14 protein-coding genes and 1 tRNA gene are annotated in these 17,850 nt (G+C 68.4%); 1 reads left to right on the top strand and 14 read right to left on the bottom strand.

Annotation, left to right across the window (positions count from 1 at the left end):
* Positions 1-135: 135 nt before the first annotated feature.
* The gene (locus HY68_RS15530) at positions 136-1,653 is read right to left on the bottom strand and encodes an MFS transporter (protein WP_041989151.1); all 1,518 of its coding nucleotides are present in this window, start codon (positions 1,651-1,653) and stop codon (positions 136-138) included.
* A 183-nt stretch (positions 1,654-1,836) separates the two neighbouring features.
* On the opposite strand from HY68_RS15530, the gene HY68_RS15525 reads away from it, so the two are divergent.
* Positions 1,837-1,911, top strand: a tRNA-Cys gene (locus HY68_RS15525).
* 66 nt (positions 1,912-1,977) lie between these two features.
* On the opposite strand, the gene HY68_RS15520 is transcribed toward HY68_RS15525, so the two are convergent.
* The 13 genes from HY68_RS15520 to HY68_RS15460 form a co-directional block, all read right to left on the bottom strand.
* The gene (locus HY68_RS15520; RefSeq protein WP_041989150.1) at positions 1,978-2,502 is read right to left on the bottom strand and encodes a DUF1269 domain-containing protein; all 525 of its coding nucleotides are present in this window, start codon (positions 2,500-2,502) and stop codon (positions 1,978-1,980) included.
* Positions 2,503-3,218: 716 nt separating this feature from the next.
* Complete coding sequence (locus tag HY68_RS15515; RefSeq protein ID WP_157874349.1) at positions 3,219-3,905, bottom strand: hypothetical protein; 687 nt, start codon at positions 3,903-3,905, stop codon at positions 3,219-3,221.
* A 3-nt stretch (positions 3,906-3,908) separates the two neighbouring features.
* Positions 3,909-4,625, bottom strand: a complete 717-nt coding sequence (locus tag HY68_RS15510) for a hypothetical protein (RefSeq protein ID WP_157874348.1) — start codon at positions 4,623-4,625, stop codon at positions 3,909-3,911.
* Positions 4,626-4,664: 39 nt separating this feature from the next.
* Positions 4,665-7,007 (bottom strand): hypothetical protein, encoded by a 2,343-nt coding sequence (locus tag HY68_RS15505; RefSeq protein ID WP_041989145.1) that lies wholly within the window; start codon positions 7,005-7,007, stop codon positions 4,665-4,667.
* A 14-nt stretch (positions 7,008-7,021) separates the two neighbouring features.
* On the bottom strand, positions 7,022-7,450 hold the full coding sequence (locus HY68_RS15500) for a hypothetical protein (RefSeq protein WP_041989143.1): 429 nt from the start codon (positions 7,448-7,450) through the stop codon (positions 7,022-7,024).
* Positions 7,451-7,526: 76 nt separating this feature from the next.
* Entirely contained in the window at positions 7,527-8,228 is a 702-nt protein-coding gene (locus tag HY68_RS15495; protein WP_041989141.1) for a hypothetical protein, read from the bottom strand.
* A gap of 47 nt (positions 8,229-8,275) precedes the next feature.
* Positions 8,276-10,552, bottom strand: a complete 2,277-nt coding sequence (locus HY68_RS15490; protein ID WP_041989139.1) for a hypothetical protein — start codon at positions 10,550-10,552, stop codon at positions 8,276-8,278.
* A 9-nt stretch (positions 10,553-10,561) separates the two neighbouring features.
* Positions 10,562-11,002 carry a hypothetical protein gene (locus HY68_RS15485; protein WP_041989137.1) on the bottom strand — a complete coding sequence of 147 codons (441 nt, stop codon included), beginning with the start codon at positions 11,000-11,002 and terminating at the stop codon, positions 10,562-10,564.
* Positions 11,003-11,073: 71 nt separating this feature from the next.
* On the bottom strand, positions 11,074-12,444 hold the full coding sequence (gene mycP / locus HY68_RS15480) for a type VII secretion-associated serine protease mycosin (protein ID WP_241778586.1): 1,371 nt from the start codon (positions 12,442-12,444) through the stop codon (positions 11,074-11,076).
* A gap of 93 nt (positions 12,445-12,537) precedes the next feature.
* A complete protein-coding gene (locus HY68_RS42020; protein ID WP_206742979.1) occupies positions 12,538-14,103 on the bottom strand; it encodes a hypothetical protein in 1,566 nt (521 codons plus the stop codon).
* A 63-nt stretch (positions 14,104-14,166) separates the two neighbouring features.
* Positions 14,167-14,664 carry a hypothetical protein gene (locus tag HY68_RS15470; RefSeq protein ID WP_241778585.1) on the bottom strand — a complete coding sequence of 166 codons (498 nt, stop codon included), beginning with the start codon at positions 14,662-14,664 and terminating at the stop codon, positions 14,167-14,169.
* 100 nt (positions 14,665-14,764) lie between these two features.
* On the bottom strand, positions 14,765-17,074 hold the full coding sequence (locus tag HY68_RS15465; protein WP_041989132.1) for a xanthine dehydrogenase family protein molybdopterin-binding subunit: 2,310 nt from the start codon (positions 17,072-17,074) through the stop codon (positions 14,765-14,767).
* Positions 17,071-17,850: (2Fe-2S)-binding protein (locus tag HY68_RS15460; protein WP_198533273.1), on the bottom strand; the 780-nt coding region annotated here is incomplete at its 5' end. The genes HY68_RS15465 and HY68_RS15460, both read right to left, overlap by 4 nt.

The following is a 17,850-nucleotide window of genomic DNA, read 5'->3' as shown; positions in this document are numbered from 1 at the left end:
GGAGTCCCACCGGAACCCGCGACGGCCTGCGCGTGCGGTTGCCGGGTCCGTCCCCGAGAAGCCCGGAGTGGCACCCGGACCCCAGCCGGTGCGACCGCCGCCCCGCGACCGGAGTCACACCGGCGCCGCAGGACCCTACGCCTCGTCCTGCGGCTGGAGCGTCCGTACCCGAGTGGCGACCCACACCCCGGCGAGCGCGACCGCCGCCATCGGCAGGAACACCCCGACGAAGGCGGCCGGGTGCGCGGCCGTCGCGTCCGACGCGTGCACCGTGGCTTCCCCGACCGCACCGCCGCCGAGCGCCGCGAAGGCCACGCCGCCGACCACCAGCAGGAGGACGTTCGACAGGCCGTCGGAGATCTGCAGGGACGCGGAGTTGGCGCCCGCCTCCTCCGGCGCCGACAGCTTGAGCATCAGCACGCTCGTCGACGCGGTCACCGCGCCCATGCCGAGGCAGCCGACGCCCCACGCGACCGCGAGTGTCCAGACCGGTACGGACTCGATCAGCACGCTCGGCGCCGCGGCGACGGCCGCGGCGACCAGCACCATGCCGGCCGCCATCATCCGCTCGCGGTGCCGCTCCATGCGCGGTCGTGACTGGAGGTACGAGCCGAGCGCCCACGTCGCGCCGCCGGCCGCGAGCGAGAAGCCCGCCATCGTCGGCGACAGACCGCGCTGGGTGACCAGCATCAGCGGTACGAAGCTCTCGGCGGCGATGAACGACCCGGCCGCCACGCCGCGCAGCAGGATCACGGACGGCAGCCCGCGGGCCGCCCGCCAGGTGCCGGCCGGCAGCAGGCCGAGGACGGCGGGGACGAGCAGCGCCACCCCCGCGGCGGCCGGGAGCAGCGAGAGCCAGCGCAGGTCCTGCCCGGCGTACTGGAGGAGCCCGGCGCCGAGCGAGATGCCGAGGGCGAGCCGGATCCTGGGCCGGTCGAAGGCGCGTACGGGGGCGGCGAGGTCGGCGGGGCCGGCCGCCATCCGGCGGATCGCGGGCAGGGCGAGGACCAGCGGCGCGACGATCAGGACGGGGATGGCGAGGAAGACCCACCGCCAGCCGAGGTGCTCGGTGATCGTCCCGGCGGCGAGCGGCCCGACGACGGACGGGACCACCCAGCTCGCGGCGAAGGCCGCCATGATCGAGGGCCGCAGCCGCTCGGAGTAGGCCCGGCTGACGACGACGTACAGCGCGACGATGACGAGCCCGCCGCCGAGCCCCTGGACGGCGCGGCCGAGGATGAACAGCCACATCGAGGACGCCGTCCCCGAGATGACCAGCCCGGCCGCGAAGGCGCTGATCCCGGTGGCCAGCGGCGCGAGCGGGCCGTTCCTGTCGGCCCACTGGCCGGAGAAGACCATCGCGAAGAGGCTGGTGGTGAAGTACGCGGAGAAGGCGAACGCGTACAGCGGAATGCCGTGCAGCTCCCGCGCGGCCACCGGCATCGCCGTACCGACGGCGGTCGCCTCGAAGGCGATCAGCAGGACGACCGAGACGATGCCGATGCTCAGGGCCCGATGGGTCTTCCCCAGCACCCCGCCGGTGTCGTCGACGTACTCGCGCCGCTCGGCCGGGGGAGCGAATCCCTCGACGGCGTTGGCGCGGATCACATCGGCGTGCACGACATCGGCGTCGCGCGGTTCCAGGGCGGTCATGGAGTCAGCGTAAGGGGCTCAGCGGCCGGTGACCCCTGTCGCGAGTCGGAGCACCGCTGGTCCCTTGGTCGTACGACCGGAGCCGCCGCACTGTGAACGGCGTATGGCGGTCGTATGGCAGGCCGCCGGTCACCCTTGAGCCGGACGGCACGACGGCCGTACGGTCAAGGAAGTGAAGCGCTCGGCCGTGTGCCCGAATGGCTCAGGGGCTCGTCTGCAAAGCGAGTTACGCGGGTTCGATTCCCGCCACGGCCTCCACCACGCCGAACGACCGGACCGCTCGGGGGTCCGGTCGTTCGGCGTTTTCCGCATGGCGCAGGGGCGTCATCCGGTCACGGCGGTGTGGGCGGCCGCGCCGGCGCGGGCGGCCTTGGCCATGTCGATGAGCTGGTTCTCCTCGTCATGGCTGAGCGAGGTCTGAACGAGCTGGCCGCCGAACTGTGCGAGCTCGGGCACGACCTTGTCGCGGGCCGCCTGCTTGACGAGCACGAAGACGGCGGCGGCGCCGGGGCGCAGGTTCTCGCTGAGCTCCCGCATGAAGTCGTCGTTGACCCCGGTGTCGGTGGCGGCCCCACCCGCGGCCCCTGCGGCTGCGCCCACGGCCGCGCCGAGGAGCGGCACGAGGAAGAGCAGCCCGATGACACTCCCCCACAGCGCCCCGCCCACGGCCCCGGTGGCGGCGTGGTTGACGGTCTGGTGCAGCTTGACCTTGCCGTCCTTGGCCCGGCGCTCGACGACGACGATGTCGTCCAGCTCGACCAGGTGCTCCCGGTTCATGGACAGGAGCTTGTCCCGGACCTGCTGGGCGGTGGCGAGGTCGTCGTAGGCGACGACAAACAGATTGCTCATGGGGGCTGGCTCTCCTCATCGGACACGGCGGGGGACCCGGCGAGGACCGGACCCGATCAATCCCGTCACCAATATAGAGATAAGCCTCAAATAGGGCATTCGGAGCGGGCTGCCGACTGTCGCGGCCCGCAGCCCGCGGCCTCAGACCAGAACGGGATCCACCGTGGGTAGCGGCGGAAAGACGATCTTGATCGCGCAGTGCAGGGCGGGCGGGCAGCTTCGCGGCAACGGTCTGAAGCACCCTGCTCCCGGACCGCACATCGACACCCCCGACGGCATCGACGCTCCCCCGCAGCTCCACGAGATCGGGACGCCGGCAGTCGACGTACTGGAGCGTGCGGGGCTCGTCGGACTCGTACGCGACGGACGTGCCCGCCTCGGCCGCCTCGGGCGCCCGCTCAGGGAACGGAAGCCGGTCCCACGCGTAGTCGACCTTCACGAGCCGCCGACCTTTCCGGTGCCGGGACGCCATACTCGCGCCGAGCCCCAACCACCCCCACCGAAACCAGGGCCGCCTCTGCGACGCCCTTGCCGGAGACTTCGTACACGACCGTGTCGTGCGCGTACTGCCGAATTCCCGCGACGGCAGCCGCGTCAAAGATCCCCCCACAGGCCTCACGCCACGACGTCGCCGTACGCCACAAGCGCCACAAGCGCCACAACAAGAACGCCGCCCCCGACGGCCGCCACCAGCCGCCTGGCTCCGCTACGCACGATCACTCGCCCTCGGCGGGTTTGAGGGTCAACTCCGCTTCGAGCCCGCCATTGCCGGCGCAGCCGAGTTCCTGCGCCACCTTGAGCGCGACGGAGTTCACCACGACCAGATTGGCCTCGCCCAGCGCCTTTGACGCACTCTTCGGCTGATACTTGCCCCGCACCGTAGGACCGGTTTGCAACGCCGCCGCGACGATCGCCGGCTTCTTCTTCGTACTTCCGCGCAGCTTGCCGCTGACACAGTCGAAGTACAGGTCGGCGAAGCCGGGCTTGGTATAGGCGCTCCGGCCCACCGCGTACCGCGCAAGATCGGCGGAGGCACCCACCCCGTTCGACTCGTCCTCGGACCCGAAGCGCAGATCGATGCTGAGATACGAATTCCCCACCTGCGTCGCGTCGTCGATCGAACACACCTGCTCAGCGGAACTGCTCGCCTTCCCGGGCACATACGTGTCAGCCAAAGCGGAAGCCGCCTTGGCGGGATCGTCTCCCGGGGAATCGAGCGCGAACTTCCTGACGCCGGTCAGGAACTCGACCGACTTCGCCGCCGCCGAGGAAACGGCACCGTGGCACGCGGCACCGGCCGCGATCGTCTTGGGCTCAGCAGGCTTGTCACCGCCGCAGCCGAGAACACCCGCCCCCAGACCCACAATCAGCCCGGCCGCCCCGACCGCCCTCCATGCACGCACAGTTCACTCCTCTTCCTTCGCGGCAGTGGCGGGCTTCGGAGGCAGCCTGGCGTCGAGACCCGCACCGTCCGCGCAATCAAGTTCCTCGGCCATGCTCAGGGAGAGGGAGTGCAGCAGCGTCAGATTTGCCGCACGCACCTGGTCAGGTCCGCCCGCCGGTTCGTAACGTCCCAGTCCTTCCGCATGGTTGGTCAGCTTCCCGAACACAATTGCCGGCTTCTCGTGCGTACTGCCGTCCAACTTGGGGCTTACGCAGTCGAAATAGAGGTACGAACGCGCAATACCGATGAGAGCGGTCCGCCCCACTTCGTACGTCGCGAACGTGTCTGCCGCCGGTCCGTCTGCAGCCTTGGCAGACGTGATGCCGAAGCCGATCTGGAGATCCGGGCTGCCGCCCTTCGGATTGACGATCAAGCACGCTGGTTTGGTGTCGATCTCACTACCCTCGCCGGGCACATAGCCATCAGACAGTGCCGAGGCCGCCTTTGCGAGGGACGCATCGGCACGACCGTTGCCGATCGGGGACAACCGCTTCTCCCCCGTCAGGAACTCCACCGAGGTGGCCGCCGCCGACGACAAGCGACCGTCGCACACCTTCGTCGCGGCGATCGTCCTGGGCGAATCGTCCTCGTCATCGCCCCCTCCACAGCCGAGAAGAACAGCGCTCAAAGCACACGTCAAGGCGCCGGTCCGGATCACTCGCCGCACGTTCACACTCATCCCTCGCACTCGATACCCGTCCACGTCGCGCCAGAGATCTCAACCCACCTCAGGGCTGTTCCCCTGTTGTCCTCCGCGCTGGTTTCCGGTGTTGTAGCCCAGAGTCGCCGCCTGAACGAGGTCCTCACCGAGCGTCCCATTCACATCAATCCCGTGGCGTTGGACGTAAGCCCCCATCGCGGCCTGGGAATTCACTTCTCCGGCTATGTAGACGTCGGTCTCCGCCTCGTGGAGGCGGGCGTCGTGCTCGTCGCTGTAGTGGTCGGCGGAGGCGTCGAGCCAGCCGCCCGTGATCTGGCTGGCGTACTGCTCGACCACTCCCTGGCCGTTGTCCAGGGCGAGAGGCACCAGAACCGCGGCAACTCCGGCTGCGGGCGCCGTGATCGGCAGGAACGCCGCGCCTACCCCGACCGCCGCCCCCACCCCCAGATCGACCCAGCCGGACCGCTGATCCACCGCCTTGGAGTAGTCGTCGGCCTCCTTGGCACCCTCCGCCGCGATCTGTGCCACCCGGGAGTGATCAAGGACCCCCTGCGTCTCCGCCCCGATCCGCACCGCTTCGCGCGCCGCTCCGGCGTCCAGGCCGTGCGGCCCCGTCTGCGCTTCGAGCACCGAACTGGTGTAGACGCTTTGGGCGTGACTGACGTCGGCATATGCATCCGGGTGCTGGCCGAGCGAGCTGAGGAATTTACGGGCGTCGACCTTCTCGAACTCGGCGTGACCATGGCTGCCCGGAGGCGGCTGAAAACTGCTGCCGTCCGCCCTGTCGGCGAGACCCCAGTCGATGTCGTCGATGTACGCAGCGCCCATGCGGCCCAGGCTGTCCGACAGCGCCTCCTGCGACTTCAACAGTCCTGCGTCGCCACCGTACTTCACGACAACCTGTTCCATGATCGTGGCTGCGTCGTCGCTCCGTACAAGCGTGGCGTGCGGGTCGTCGTAGGCGTGGCCCAGCGTCGCCGACTCCAACGCGTGACCGAACGAGTCGGTCGTCGCGTTCATGTACTTTTTCATGACGTCCGGGTCGGTGCTGGCCGAGTCGTTGAACGACTCGTAGTCCTTGTCGGCGAAGAAGTCGAGATAGCTGTTGACCAGCTTGCCGTCGGAGTCCTTGAGACCGCCACTCGCAACCGTGCCGTCCTCGTTGTACGCCTGCGGTGAATCCATGAAGAACTGCTTTGACGCCTCCGGGCTGTGCCCGAGCGCCTCCAGCACCCCGTTCACCGGGTCGTACCCGGCACCGTTCAGGCCTGACGGGTTGTACGGATTCGTCACCAGACCGTTCAGCATCTTGTTGTCGGCGAACATCATGGGGTCCTTGGCGTGCAGCGCCACCACATGCTCGGCGATCGGGTCGAGGAACTTCGCGTCGTAGTTCCCGTACCGGAGAAGTCCGCTGAGCAGCTGGTACCCGTACGGGCTGGTGTTGTTGTACATGGAGTTGGGGGTCAGCGGTATGTGCTGGGTGCCGAGCTTCCGCAGCTCGTCCGACCAGCGCTGACCCCACTTGTCGTCGTCACCCTTCGGCACGGACGTGGCCGTGGCGAGGTTGAGCCCCATGTTCTTCTGCAACGCCTGGACGTCCTTCAGCCGTTGCTTGTCCAGCTTCCCGTCGGGATACGTATCACCCGACAGCTGCCCGAAGAACTCCAGCGCCTTCTTGGGCCCGCCGACACCGTCGTAGAAGTTCCTGGAGAACACCACAGACTTGTTGTTGTCGGCCAGCAGCTCGTTGAGCTGCAGCAGTTCGGTGTGACTGAGGTCGCGGCCCTTCTTCGCCAGATCGACGGCGCGCTGCGCCTCCTCTGCGTCCAGGCTGGTGAACTTGGGCCCGCTGAAGTTGTGCTGGTCCCCGGTGATGTTGGCCTTGAGCGCGTTGGCCGTCGACACGTCCGCGTCGTCACAGGTCTCCACGATGGCATCGACGCGCTTCTGGAACGCGGCGATCTTGGCGTCCTGCTCCTTGAGGGAGGCGAAGTAACCCGGGCTCAGTCCGGCTCCGGGCTGGTTCTCCACCGGATCGACCGCCCTGACCTTCCCGTGGGGACCGACGATCAGATCCTGTGACCCGGCTTCGGTCTCGGCGAGGTGCCTGAGATCGTCCTTGGCCTTCTTGAACGCCGCATAGCCGTCGTTGAGGATCTGCATGATCCCCTTGGCTGCCTTCGCCGCGTCGTCGAACTCCTTGGCCGTCTTGTCGATGAACGGCTTCGTCACATCGGCGTTGATTCCACGCCAGTACTCGTCCTTGGCCTTGTCGCCCATCGTTGAATGGGCTTCTTTGGCCAGCGTCTCGAGCCGGGTACTCATCTCCGACCAGTCGTCCGCCGCCGCCTTCATCTTGTCGAGCGGGGCGAGATACACATCGTTGTACGACAACACGGCTTCCCCGCTCTCTATTTGAAGTATTCGTCTATCTTGGAGACACCGAGTGCCGCCTGAATCTTCTTCTCCTGCTTTTCATGCGACGAGGCACTGTAGTCGAGATGGTTGGAGATGTTGGCACAGGCGTCGAGCAGCGTGCGGAGCTGCGAGTCCCAGGTGTCGTGCACGGTACTCATGGCGGCGCCGGTCAGAAACGCGCTGACCGTCATCATCTGCGCCGCTTCAGCGGTGGACTGCTCCGCCACATTGCCGACGACCTTGAGCTCGTCGTAGAACTTGTACGCGGCAGACCCGAGCGTGCCGAGCTTGTCCTGATTCACATCCAGGTTCGCGTTGCTGACGCCGCCCCCGCCGGAATCGGCCGGGGCACTGTTCAGTCGCATGCTGACGTTGTCCGTGGCTGTGCTGCGGGCAGACGCCCACTCTTTGTCGAACGACATGCGTTCGTTCCCCCGTAAGTGAGTTCGCGTCGACCCACAGGGCGACGCCTGCGGCCCGCCGGATGTTCCAACGCCGTTACCCGGCGTCCGGGGCGGGTCGGAGGGTCGGGTTGGCGGTGAGGCCTGCGTTGTTCTCGCATTGGAGTTTGGTCGCGACCTTGAGGGCCACCGAGTTGAGCACCGTCAGGTTGGCCTCGTTAATCTGACGCTGAGTGCCCTTCGGCTCGTTCCGGTGCTGACTGAGCGCTGCGTTCGACAGGATCGAGTTCACGATGGCCGGCTGCTTCGCCGTACTGCCCTTGAACTTGGGGCTCACGCAGTCGAAATAGAGGTACGCCCAGTCAGAGTTGACGAACGCGGCACGGCCTAGTTCGTACCGGGTGTGTTCCGAGAAAGTCTGCCTGTCGGCTTCCTCGGCCGTGGCGAAGTTGAACTGCACGCGCACGTCGGAAGTGCCGACCGTCTTGAGGTTGGGGACGGCACACGCGGTTGTCGTCCGCACATGAAGGTCGTCGGCGTCGACCCCGGCGACGTATCCGTCCGCCAGATCGGCGGCACTCCCCGAGAGGTCGGCCTCACTGCCGCTGGACGGCAGGTACTCCTTCGAACCCGTCAGGAAATCCAGCGACTTCGCGGCCTGCGGCGAAAGCGCCCCGCCGCAGACCTTGGACGCCGAAATCGTCTTCTGCGAACCGTCGTCGTCACCGCTGCAGCCGAGAACGCCTGCCCCGAGACCGACAACCAGCCCGGCGGCCCCGACTGCCCTCCATGCGCGCACGTCAATTCCTATCGATCAGCTTGAACCATCGCCTGCCACCATCAGCCTCAGCCGGTCTGGGACTGATTTCCCTGCTGAACCTCCCGGAGATTTCCGGTGTTGTATCCGTCCTGGGCGCTCTGCCGCAGATCCTCCGCGAAGTTGCCGTTGCCGACATGGTTGAGGTTGTGCCGGTCGATGAAGACGCTGGCGGGGACCTCGACGTTCTCCTCGCCCGCCTTGAAGACCGCGGCGCGCTCCTGGTGGGCCTTGTCGCCGAGACCGTCCGTGTACTTGTCCTGCGAAGCGTCCGACCAGTCGCCCATCATCTGACCCGCGTACTGCTCGATGACTCCCTGGCCGTTCTCCACAGCGAGCGGAACGAGGACCGCCGCGGCGCCGGCGGCCGGCGCCGAGATCGGCAGGAACGCGGCGCCTGCTCCCACGGCCGCGCCGACGCCCAGATCGATCCAGCCCGACTTCTTCTCCATGGCCTTCGAGTAGTCCTCGGCGGTCTTGCCGTACTCGGCCCCGATCTGGTCCGCGCGGGACTGGTCGAGGATGCCCTGCGTCTGCGCACCGATGTTCACCGCGTGGCGGGCAAGACCCTCGTTGGTGATCGTGCCGTCCGGATTCACTTGTGCCTCAAGCACGGAAGTGGTGTAGATCCGCTGGGCGTCGGTGACAGAGGCATAGGCATCGGGATGCTGGCCGAGCGAACTCAGGAACCCGCGGGCGTCGGCGCGGCCGAACTCGGCGTGCGAGCCGGTGTTCTTGCCCGGCGCGAAGACGCTGTCGTCGGCGTTCTTGTCGAGTCCCCAGTCCAAGTCGTCGATGTATCCGGCCCCCATGTTGCCGAGGCTGTCGGACAACGACTCCTGCTTCTTGAGCAGTTCGGCGTCGCCGCCGTACTGCGCCACGACCTTCTCCATCACCTTGGCGCCGTCGTCGGTCCGTATCAGCGCGGCGTTCGGGTCGTCGTACGAGTGGCCCAGGGTTGCCGACTCCAGGGCGTGGCCGAGGCTGTCGTAGCCGAACTTGTTGCTCTCGCCGCCGTCGACGACGTCCTTCGGCCAGTCCCGGTCCTTCGTGAAGTAGTCGAAGGCATCGAGCTTCTTGTCGTCCGTCGTGTCACCGGGCGTCAGGTCGATGCTGCTGTTGAAGAAGTCGGCGGACGCCTTGGGGTTGTGGCCGAGCGACTCCATGAACCCTTCCATCGGGTCGCGCCCGATGTCGGTCCCGCTCCAGTTCAGATGCGTCATGCCGCCGAGGCTGGACGTCCAGAACATGCTGGGCTTCCCCATGCCGTTCTTCGTCATCTTGTTCTCCGTGACCACCAGCGCGTCGCCGTAGTCGTGGAGGAACTTGGAGTCGAAGTTCCCGTACCGCATCAGGTTGCTCATGACCTGGAAGCCGTACGGCGACGTCGCCCGCGTGCGGATCGGGTCGTCCCCCGCGTTGATGATGTCGGTCTTCCACTGGTTCATCGCCGGGCTGTCCGAGTGCGTGGCACTGGCCAGCGTCAGGCTCCAGTTCTTCTGGAGTTCCTTGAGCATGTCCTGATGGTCGGCGCCGAGCCGCGAGCCGTCACTCGGGTCGCCCATGTCGGCCCAGAACTCCAGGTTTCCCTTCGCACCGACATCCAACGCGAACTGCTCGGCGAAGTACTGGTCGCCCTTGTTGTCCGTGAGGAACTTGTTGAGCCGCTGGATCTCGGCGGGAGTCGCGTCGTCCCCCTTGGCCACGATCGCCGCCGCCGCTTTGGCGTCCTCGGCGTCCTGCGCCTTGGACGCCGCCTTCAGGGAGTTGTAGTCGGTCCCCGAGAAGTCGTTCTTGTCCTTGCCCACGAGCGTACGCAGTGCGCGCGACGCGATCTCGTCCGCGTCGTTGGCCCGGTCGACGGCCGACTTGATGGCGGACCTGGTGGCCTCGAACTGCTCTTGCGTGGGCTTGGGACCGTCGTAGTCCTTGGGCCTGCGATCCGGGTGGATCAGATAGCTGACGACACCGTCGGGGTCTATTCGTATCCCCTTGGCGGGAGCCTCGTCCACGACCGTGCCGAGGCTCTTCTTGGCCTCCGCGAACTCGGTGTGCGCATCACGAAGAATGTTGCGGATGCTGCTCGCTTCCGTCTTCGCGTCGCCGAATTCCTTGGCCGTCTTCCGCACGAAATCGCGGGTGACGCCGGCGTTCTCCCCTGCCCAGTCAGCCTTGTCGGCCTTCGCCTTCATATCGCCTGCCGATTCCTCGATCGTGGCAAGCTTCGTGATCGTCGCGTCCCAGTCTTTCACCGCTCCGTCGAGACCGCTCAGGTTCGCATGAAGGACCTGCTCAAATTTCAACATGCGCGGCCCTCACTTGAAGTGCTTGTTGATCTGGGACATGGAAAAGTTACTGATCAGCGTCTCTTCGTGGTTCTTGTGGCTGACCACGGTGTCTTCGAGATGATTGTGGATATGGGCGCAGGCGCTCAGCAGGGTCTCCGCCTGGCTCCGCCAGGTGTCCCAGGCGGCCCAGAGGGCGGAACCGGTGGCGAAGCCGTCCGAGTTGAGCGCGTTGGCCGCGGTGTCCGTCTTCGCGCCCGCGTGGAACGCGTCGGTCTCGAAGCTGTGGAAGAGCCCTTGGGCGTCATTCCCGATGGACCGCAGATCGGGCGAGGTGACCTTGTAGTCGGCGGCTCCGCCACCGCCACCGCCTCCCCCGCCCCCGTCGCCACGGGCCGCGCTGTCGAGCCGCATCTTGGTGTTGTCGGCGGCAGCGCTTCGGACAGACGCCCATTCTTCGTCGAACGACATGATTTCCCCGTTGGTGAGAATCGAACTGGTCGCACCGTGCCTGTCGGTTCCCTCGACAGGCACGGGCACTGCTACTGCCGCGGAGGCGGCGGCGTGGGTGGTGAGGTGGGGGGTCCGGCCGGCGGGGGGCCGTATTGAGGTGCGCCGCCGCCGTATTGGGGTGCGCTCCCGTACTGGGGCGGGCTGCCCTGCTGGGGCGGGCCGTAGCCGTACGGGGGCGGGCCCTGGGGCGGTGGGTACGAGGCGTACGGCGGCGGGGGCGGAGGCGTGGCGGCGGCCTGGCGGCGCGAGTTGATCCGCAGGGCCACGGCCGCGGCGGCGATGACGACGACCACGCCGATACCGATGCCCACCCACAGACCGGTGTTCCCGCCGCCGCTGTCGGACGCCGCGACGGCGGCCGGCTGCGTCGTGCTGTCGCCCTTGGGCCCGGCTGCGGGCTGGGAGGCGGGCGCGGAGGGCGACTTGGACGCGGCGGCGGCGAGGTCGGGGAGGGGGTACTCGTCGGCGGGACCGGGGTCGCCGGGATCGTTCAGGGCCTGGAGGGGGCGTACGGCGCCGTAGCCGAGCCCGTCGCTGCGCTTGGCGCCGTCTTCGGCGCCACCGGCGGTGTTGAGCATGACGCGAAGTACTTGGTTGTTCGTCCAGTCCGGGTGCTTGGACCAGATGACAGCGGCAGAGGCGGAGGTGAGGGCCGTTGCGGAGCTGGTGCCGCTGCCCTCGCAGATCTCGCTACCGCCCGCACAGGCATTGAAGATGTCCTCACCGGGCGCCGAAATGTCCACCTGGGGACCAAAGTTGGACACCGGGAGATGCGCGGCCTTCTTAGTGAGGCCGCCGACGCCGACAACGCCCGGCGTCGCTGCGGGAAATTCCGGGCGGTTGCCCGTTTTTGCGCCATTACCTGCTGCGGCAAAAACGAGCGCATCATGGTCGAGGGCGTACTTCACGGCGTCATCAAGTTCAGGGCCGCCTGCGACATTTCCGACCGAAACATTGATGACTTTCGCATGATGGTCGACGGCGAACCGGATCGCCTTGCTCATGCTCTGCGCGAAGTTGTCCTTGATCCCCCCCTTGCCGAAGCGCTCCTTTGCGTAAGGCACGCGGACGGGCAGAATCTTGGCACCCGGCGCGAGACCGTAGGACCCGTTCAACGCCCCTCGCTCACCCGTGGCCGCAATCAGCGCGGCCATTCCGGTGCCGTGGTTGTCGATGTCGTTGCTCTCATCTCCCGGGAGCCCGGACAAGTCCTCTCCCTTCAGGACCTGTCCGCGAAGGTCGGCGATGGAGTCATCCACACCCGAGTCCAGCACCGCGACTGTGACCCCACGGCCCGTGCTGATTTTCCACACAGCGGAGGCTTCCATGGCGTCCAGATGCCATTGCCGCTGACGCACCGTGTCCGCATGCGCGGGGGCTGCTGCCGTAGCGAACAGCAACAGCCCCAGGGCGGACGCGACAGCAGACTTGGATCCGAGCGACCGCCCGCGACTACTACGCATTTCCCCTCAACCCACTCGGTACGGACGAGATCAGTCGATGACAGGTGGCACAATCCGACGGTCGCCCTGCTGCCAGGTCTCTTCGTCCTCTGTCAGGTAGTCAGGACGCTCGCCGTGCTCCTCCTCGCCATGCCCGCCTCGGCCACGGCCCGCCCCGGCCATGCCGCCGCGCCCCATCGCTCCGGATCCCGAGCCTGTGCCCGTACCCGATCCTGATGTCGCACCGCGGACAAGCCCTGACCCACCAGGAGTGAACGGCCGCGCGCTGTTCCTTCCGCCCGCCTGAGGACGGCCGCCGACCACACCGCCGGTCTCGGAGGCGAGCCGACGCCCGCCCGCCATACCGCTGCCGGCGCCGCCCGCGCCACCGTGGCCCATACCGCCACCGGCCATGCCACGGCCCATCATCTGTCGGCCGTTGCCCTCTTCGCCGCCGATCACCATGCCGCGCGGGATCCTGTTCGGCGAGCGGCCGGAAGGAGATTGCACCGGGCGTCCGCCGACGATTCCGGACTCACGTCCCAGCGGCGTACGCGAGTTGAGCCCACCGGTACCGAGCGCCGGCGGCCGGCCACCGGCACCGCCGGGAAACGTTCGTCCCGGGGCCATCGCCCCGGGCCTCCCGCCGCCCTGCTGGCCGTACGAGCCGCCGAAGGCGGGCGGTATGGCTCCGGGCGGCGGCAGCGGCGGACCCTCCGGGCGGGGAGCCACCTGGTTCATGTTGGGTGGAGGCGTCGTCGAGTGCGCCGACGGCAGCGTCCCGGGAGGCGCTGTGTCCACACTGTCGATGCCCAGGTGCACAGGTGGATCCTGCGGCACATGCCCCTTGTTCGGGACGTCGTGCGAGCCGCCATGGCTGCCGCCAACGGCGACGCCGAGTGCACTGTCACTGCCAGGAGGCTGGTAGTGCTTCGACCCGCCGGAGGAACCACCGTCGGAGTACATGGCGTTGCCGACCGCACCTCCCATGCCTCCACCCGTGTATGCGGAACGCTCAGCACCCACATAGCTCTCGGGCTGGCGCCAATCGTCGCCCAAGTAACCCGCCGGCGGCGGAAACGTCGGCGGTTCGAACCTGTTTATCTGCGTACCCGACTGCACGTACGTCTGCGCCAGCTTCTGCATCTGCTGCGCCGCCTGGAGCCGGGTCGACTCCAACTGCGCCTCCGCGCCCGTCGCCTTGGTGTGGTACGTCGCGGTCAGCGTCTGTCTGTCCGGGTCGTGCCGGTTCGCCGGGTCCTTCAGCGCGTCCAAGTTGGTGTTGGCCGTCTTGAGGGCCGCCTTGGCGTCGTCCGTGTCCGACTGCGGCGGCATGTTGGCGTGCGCCTCGGCGATGGCCTGGGAGACGTCTTCCATCCACTTGCCGGCGTTGCTCGCGTACTCCGACAGGTTCAAGGTGGCGCTGGCCGTCTGGTCGCCCCAGTCCTTGAAGGCCTCGGCTCCCGTGCCTTCCCAATTGACCAGCTGGACCCGGGTCTTGAGCTCGTCACCGATGTCGTAGATGGTCTTCGCCGCCGCCGTCAGCTTCCCCGCGAGGCTCATCGCCGTACTCATGTCGGCCGAGGACAACAGAGCCCTCAGCTGTTCATGCGTCATGGACTCGAAGGGCGTGCTTCCCGGTCCTGACTTCCCTCCGTCTGGTGCCTCAGGCATGTCTCGTCATCCCCCTGTGTGCCCACTGGCTGATCTGAATTCGCTGCCACCGTGGTGTTTGGCATACGGATCACGCGACTGGTCATAGTGCGCGTCGATCTGTGTGTTCAGCGCCTGCATCTTCTGCTTGACGTCGTCGTCGAGGTTGTCGTAACTCGCCTGCGACGCCAGTACCGCGAGGTGCATGCTCTCGATCTGCAGGCCCAATACCTTCGACAGAGTCTCCAGTTGGTCATGGACCGTGCTGTACGCCGCGTACAAGAACTCCGCCTCCGCGAAATCGCCGCCCAACTTGGCGCGCGCGATGCGGTCCTGGCCCATCTTGGTGGGGGCCGCCTGCGAGTCGTTCAGGATGTTCAGTAGTTCGTCGACGCGGCTCTTGAACGAGTCCATCGCCGTGAGGTCGACCATCATGTCCATGGCGTTCTGCGCCATCGACTCGACCATCCCGAAGATGCCACCCGGTCCCGCCGGCGCTCCTCCGCCTGCCCCGTTGTCCAGCACTGCGCTTCCTCCCCGTTGCCCGACCGCTGCATCGATCACTGTAGCGAGCACCGGCGACAACGCGCATCCCAACATTGCAGATGCAACGGGATTCATACGGTCACGAGTTGGGAACAGCCACCGCTGCCTGCGGGCGGATCGGGAGTCTGCTGACCGGGCGGCCCGTTGCGGCGCGGACGGCGGAGGCGACCGCTGCCGGGGACGTGACCACCGGGGCCGCGCTCGCCGGTTTGGCGCCGAAGGGGGCCACCACGTCGCGTTCTTCGACCAGTTTGACGATGCGAATGTCCGGGGCGTCCAGCGACGTCGGCAGGGCGTAGCCCGTCAGGTCCGGGCGGCGGACCAGGCCGCGGGTGGTGCGGAGGTTCTCCGTCAGGGCCGTGCCGATGCCCTGGGTGATGCCCGCCTCGATACGGGTGGCGAGCTGCGCCGGGTTGAGTACGCGGCCGACGTCCTGCGCGACCGCCATCTCCACCACCCGGATCGAGCCGAGTTCGATGTCGACGTCCACGACCGCGCGGATCGCGCAGAACGCCAGGCCCACGAACGCGTCGCCCTGGCCCGCGCCGTCGAGGGGTTCGGTGGGGTGCGGGCGGCACTGGGCCGTCGCCCACAGTTCCTTGCCGTCCATCGCCTCCATCACGGTGGTGGACAGCACGCCGTCGTACGAGGTGATCTTGCCGTCGGTGATCTGCAGCAGTTCGGTCGACATGCCGAACTTGTGGGCCAGCGGCTGGAGCAGCTGCGTACGGACCATCTTGGCCGCCCGCTCCACCGCACCGCCCGACACCCAGGTGTGTCTGCCGTGCGCGGCGGCGCCCGCCGGGGGCTGGTCGGTGTCGACCGACGCGACGTGGACCTCGTCGATGCCGAGTGTCTCCTGCACGATCTGCCGGGCCAGCGTGGAGAAGCCCTGGCCCGTCTCGACGGCGGCGCAGATGACGGTGGCGATGCCGTCGTGGACCTTGACCGTGGCCGTGGAGACCTCGTCGGCGCCCTCGGCGCCGAGCATGTGGACCATGCCGAGCGCGTAGCCGACGCCGCGCCGTACCGCACCCGGTTCGCCCGCGCCTTCCGGGCCGCCGGGCAGCAGCCAGGCCGCTTCCGGGGTGTCCTTGGGCAGCGGCGGCAGCGGGTAGTCGCGTACGGCGCGCAGCAGTTCGGCGACGGGCGCGGGGCAGGTCACGGTCTGGCTGGTGGGGAGGATGTCGCCGGTGGCGAGGGCGTTGCGCAGCCGCAGCTCGGCGGGGTCGATGCCGAGTTTGGCGGCCAGCTTGTCCATCTGGCCCTCGTAGGCCGCGCAGACCTGCATGGCGCCTTCGCCGCGTACGTGGCCGGAGGGCGGGTTGTTGGTACGTACGGCCCAGCCTTCGATGAAGGCGTGCGGTACGACGTACGGGCCGCAGGCGAACGCGACGGCCGCGGCCAGGGATTCGGACGACGAGTCGGCGTAGGCGCCCGCGTCGAGCAGGATCTGGGCCTCGACCTTGACCAGCCGGCCCTCGGTGTCCGCGTGGTGGCGGTAGCGCAGCAGGGTGGGGTGGCGGTGCGCGTGGCCGAGGAAGGACTCCTCGCGGGTGGCGGCGAGTTTGACGGGGCAGCCGGTGCGCAGGGCGAGCAGGCCGAGCGGGATCTGGAAGCCGGGGTCCTCGCGGTCGCCGGTGGCGCCGGGGACGCCGGTCACGACGAGCTTCACCCGGTCCTGGTCGAGGCCGAAGCAGGCGGCGGCGAGGTCGCGGTCGGTGTGCGGGTCGGTGGAGGCGGTGTAGATCTCCACGCCGCCGTCGGGGCGCGGTACGGCGAGGCCGGCCTCGGCGCCGATGGGCGCGGGGTCCTGGCGGCCGATGCGGTACAGGCCCTCGACGACGACCTCGCCCTGGATGTCTGGGTCGCCGTAGCGCAGCGGGATGTGCCGGATCAGATTGCCGTCGGGGTGCAGCGGTTCGGCGGCGAACGCCTTCTCCGGGTCGGTGACCGGGTCGAGTACTTCGTACTCGACGGCGATGGCTGCGGCGGCGAGCCGCGCGGTGTCGGGGTGGTCGGCGGCGACGGCGGCGATGGCCTCGCCGTGGTGGCGTACGACCTCGGAGGCGAAGACGGGGCGGTCGACGACGTGTCTGCCGTACGCCGGGTCGCCGAGGACGTCCTCGTGGGTCACCACGGCCCGTACGCCGGGCATTTCGGCCGCGGCGGCCGTGTCGATCGACACGATGCGCGCGTGCGGGTGCGGGGAGCGCAGGATGGCGGCCCACAGCAGGCCCTCGGCCCACAGGTCGGCGGCGTAGGGGAAGGTGCCCTCGGTCTTGGCGCGGGCGTCGGCGGGCGGCAGCGAGGCGCCGAGGCCGTGCGCCGGCGGTTCCTGCTGGGGACCTTCGAGCGTCGGGGCCTCGGTGGCCGCGTCGTTGCTCACGCCATGCCTCCGTCGTGCGAGTTCGGGTGCGGTGCCTGGGCGCTGCCCGCCCCTGCCGGTGCCTGGTGCGGGATGCGGGCTTCCTCGGAGGCGGCGGCAGCGGCTTCGGAGCTCGCCGCGCGTTCCGCGACGACCTCGTTCACCGCGTCGAGCACCCCGCGGTAGCCGGAGCAGCGGCAGAGGTTGCCGCAGAGGGCCTGGCGGGTCTCCAGCTCGCTGGGGGCGTGGTTGCCTTCCAGCAGGTCGTGGACGGTCATGGCCATGCCGGGGATGCAGAAGCCGCACTGGACGGCGCCGCAGTTGGCCAGCGCCCGCTGGACGTCGGACGGTTCGCCGTCCACGGCGAGGCCTTCGACCGTACGCACTTCGGAGCCCGCAGCGGTGGCGGCGGGTACGAGGCAGGAGGCGACGAGCCTGCCGTCCACCTGGACGTTGCACGCGCCGCATTCGCCCTGCGAGCAGCCGTCCTTGGCGCCGGCGAGGCCGAGGCGCTCGCGCAGTACGTACAGCAGCGATTCGCCGATCCAGGCGTCGGTGACGGGCCGGTCGGCGCCGTTGACCCGCAGGACGTAGGAGTTCGCGGCGTGTTCGGCGCTGTCGTTGCTGCTGGTGAGGGGGGCGGCCTCGGGCTCGGGTTCCGGAAGCGGCTCCTGGAGGGGCTCCAGGAGGGGCTCCTGAACCGGCTCCTGGAGGGATTCGGGTTCGGGGCCCGCCTCGTGGTCGGGTACGCCTTCCTCGACGCCGGGCTCGGCCGCCTCGGGCTGCGGCTGCGGCTC

Source organism: Streptomyces sp. AcH 505, from assembly GCF_000818175.1.
GTDB lineage: Bacteria > Actinomycetota > Actinomycetes > Streptomycetales > Streptomycetaceae > Streptomyces.
This window is presented reverse-complemented; position numbering and strand designations above follow the sequence as displayed.

Coding starts and splice junctions, on each gene's coding strand:
- HY68_RS15510 (WP_157874348.1), bottom strand. CDS start 4,625: ATGAGTGTGAACGTGCGGCGAGTGATCCGGACCGGCGCCTTGACGTGT.
- HY68_RS15530 (WP_041989151.1), bottom strand. CDS start 1,653: ATGACCGCCCTGGAACCGCGCGACGCCGATGTCGTGCACGCCGATGTG.
- HY68_RS42020 (WP_206742979.1), bottom strand. CDS start 14,103: ATGACGCATGAACAGCTGAGGGCTCTGTTGTCCTCGGCCGACATGAGT.
- HY68_RS15500 (WP_041989143.1), bottom strand. CDS start 7,450: ATGTCGTTCGACAAAGAGTGGGCGTCTGCCCGCAGCACAGCCACGGAC.
- HY68_RS15490 (WP_041989139.1), bottom strand. CDS start 10,552: ATGTTGAAATTTGAGCAGGTCCTTCATGCGAACCTGAGCGGTCTCGAC.
- HY68_RS15520 (WP_041989150.1), bottom strand. CDS start 2,502: ATGAGCAATCTGTTTGTCGTCGCCTACGACGACCTCGCCACCGCCCAG.
- HY68_RS15485 (WP_041989137.1), bottom strand. CDS start 11,002: ATGTCGTTCGACGAAGAATGGGCGTCTGTCCGAAGCGCTGCCGCCGAC.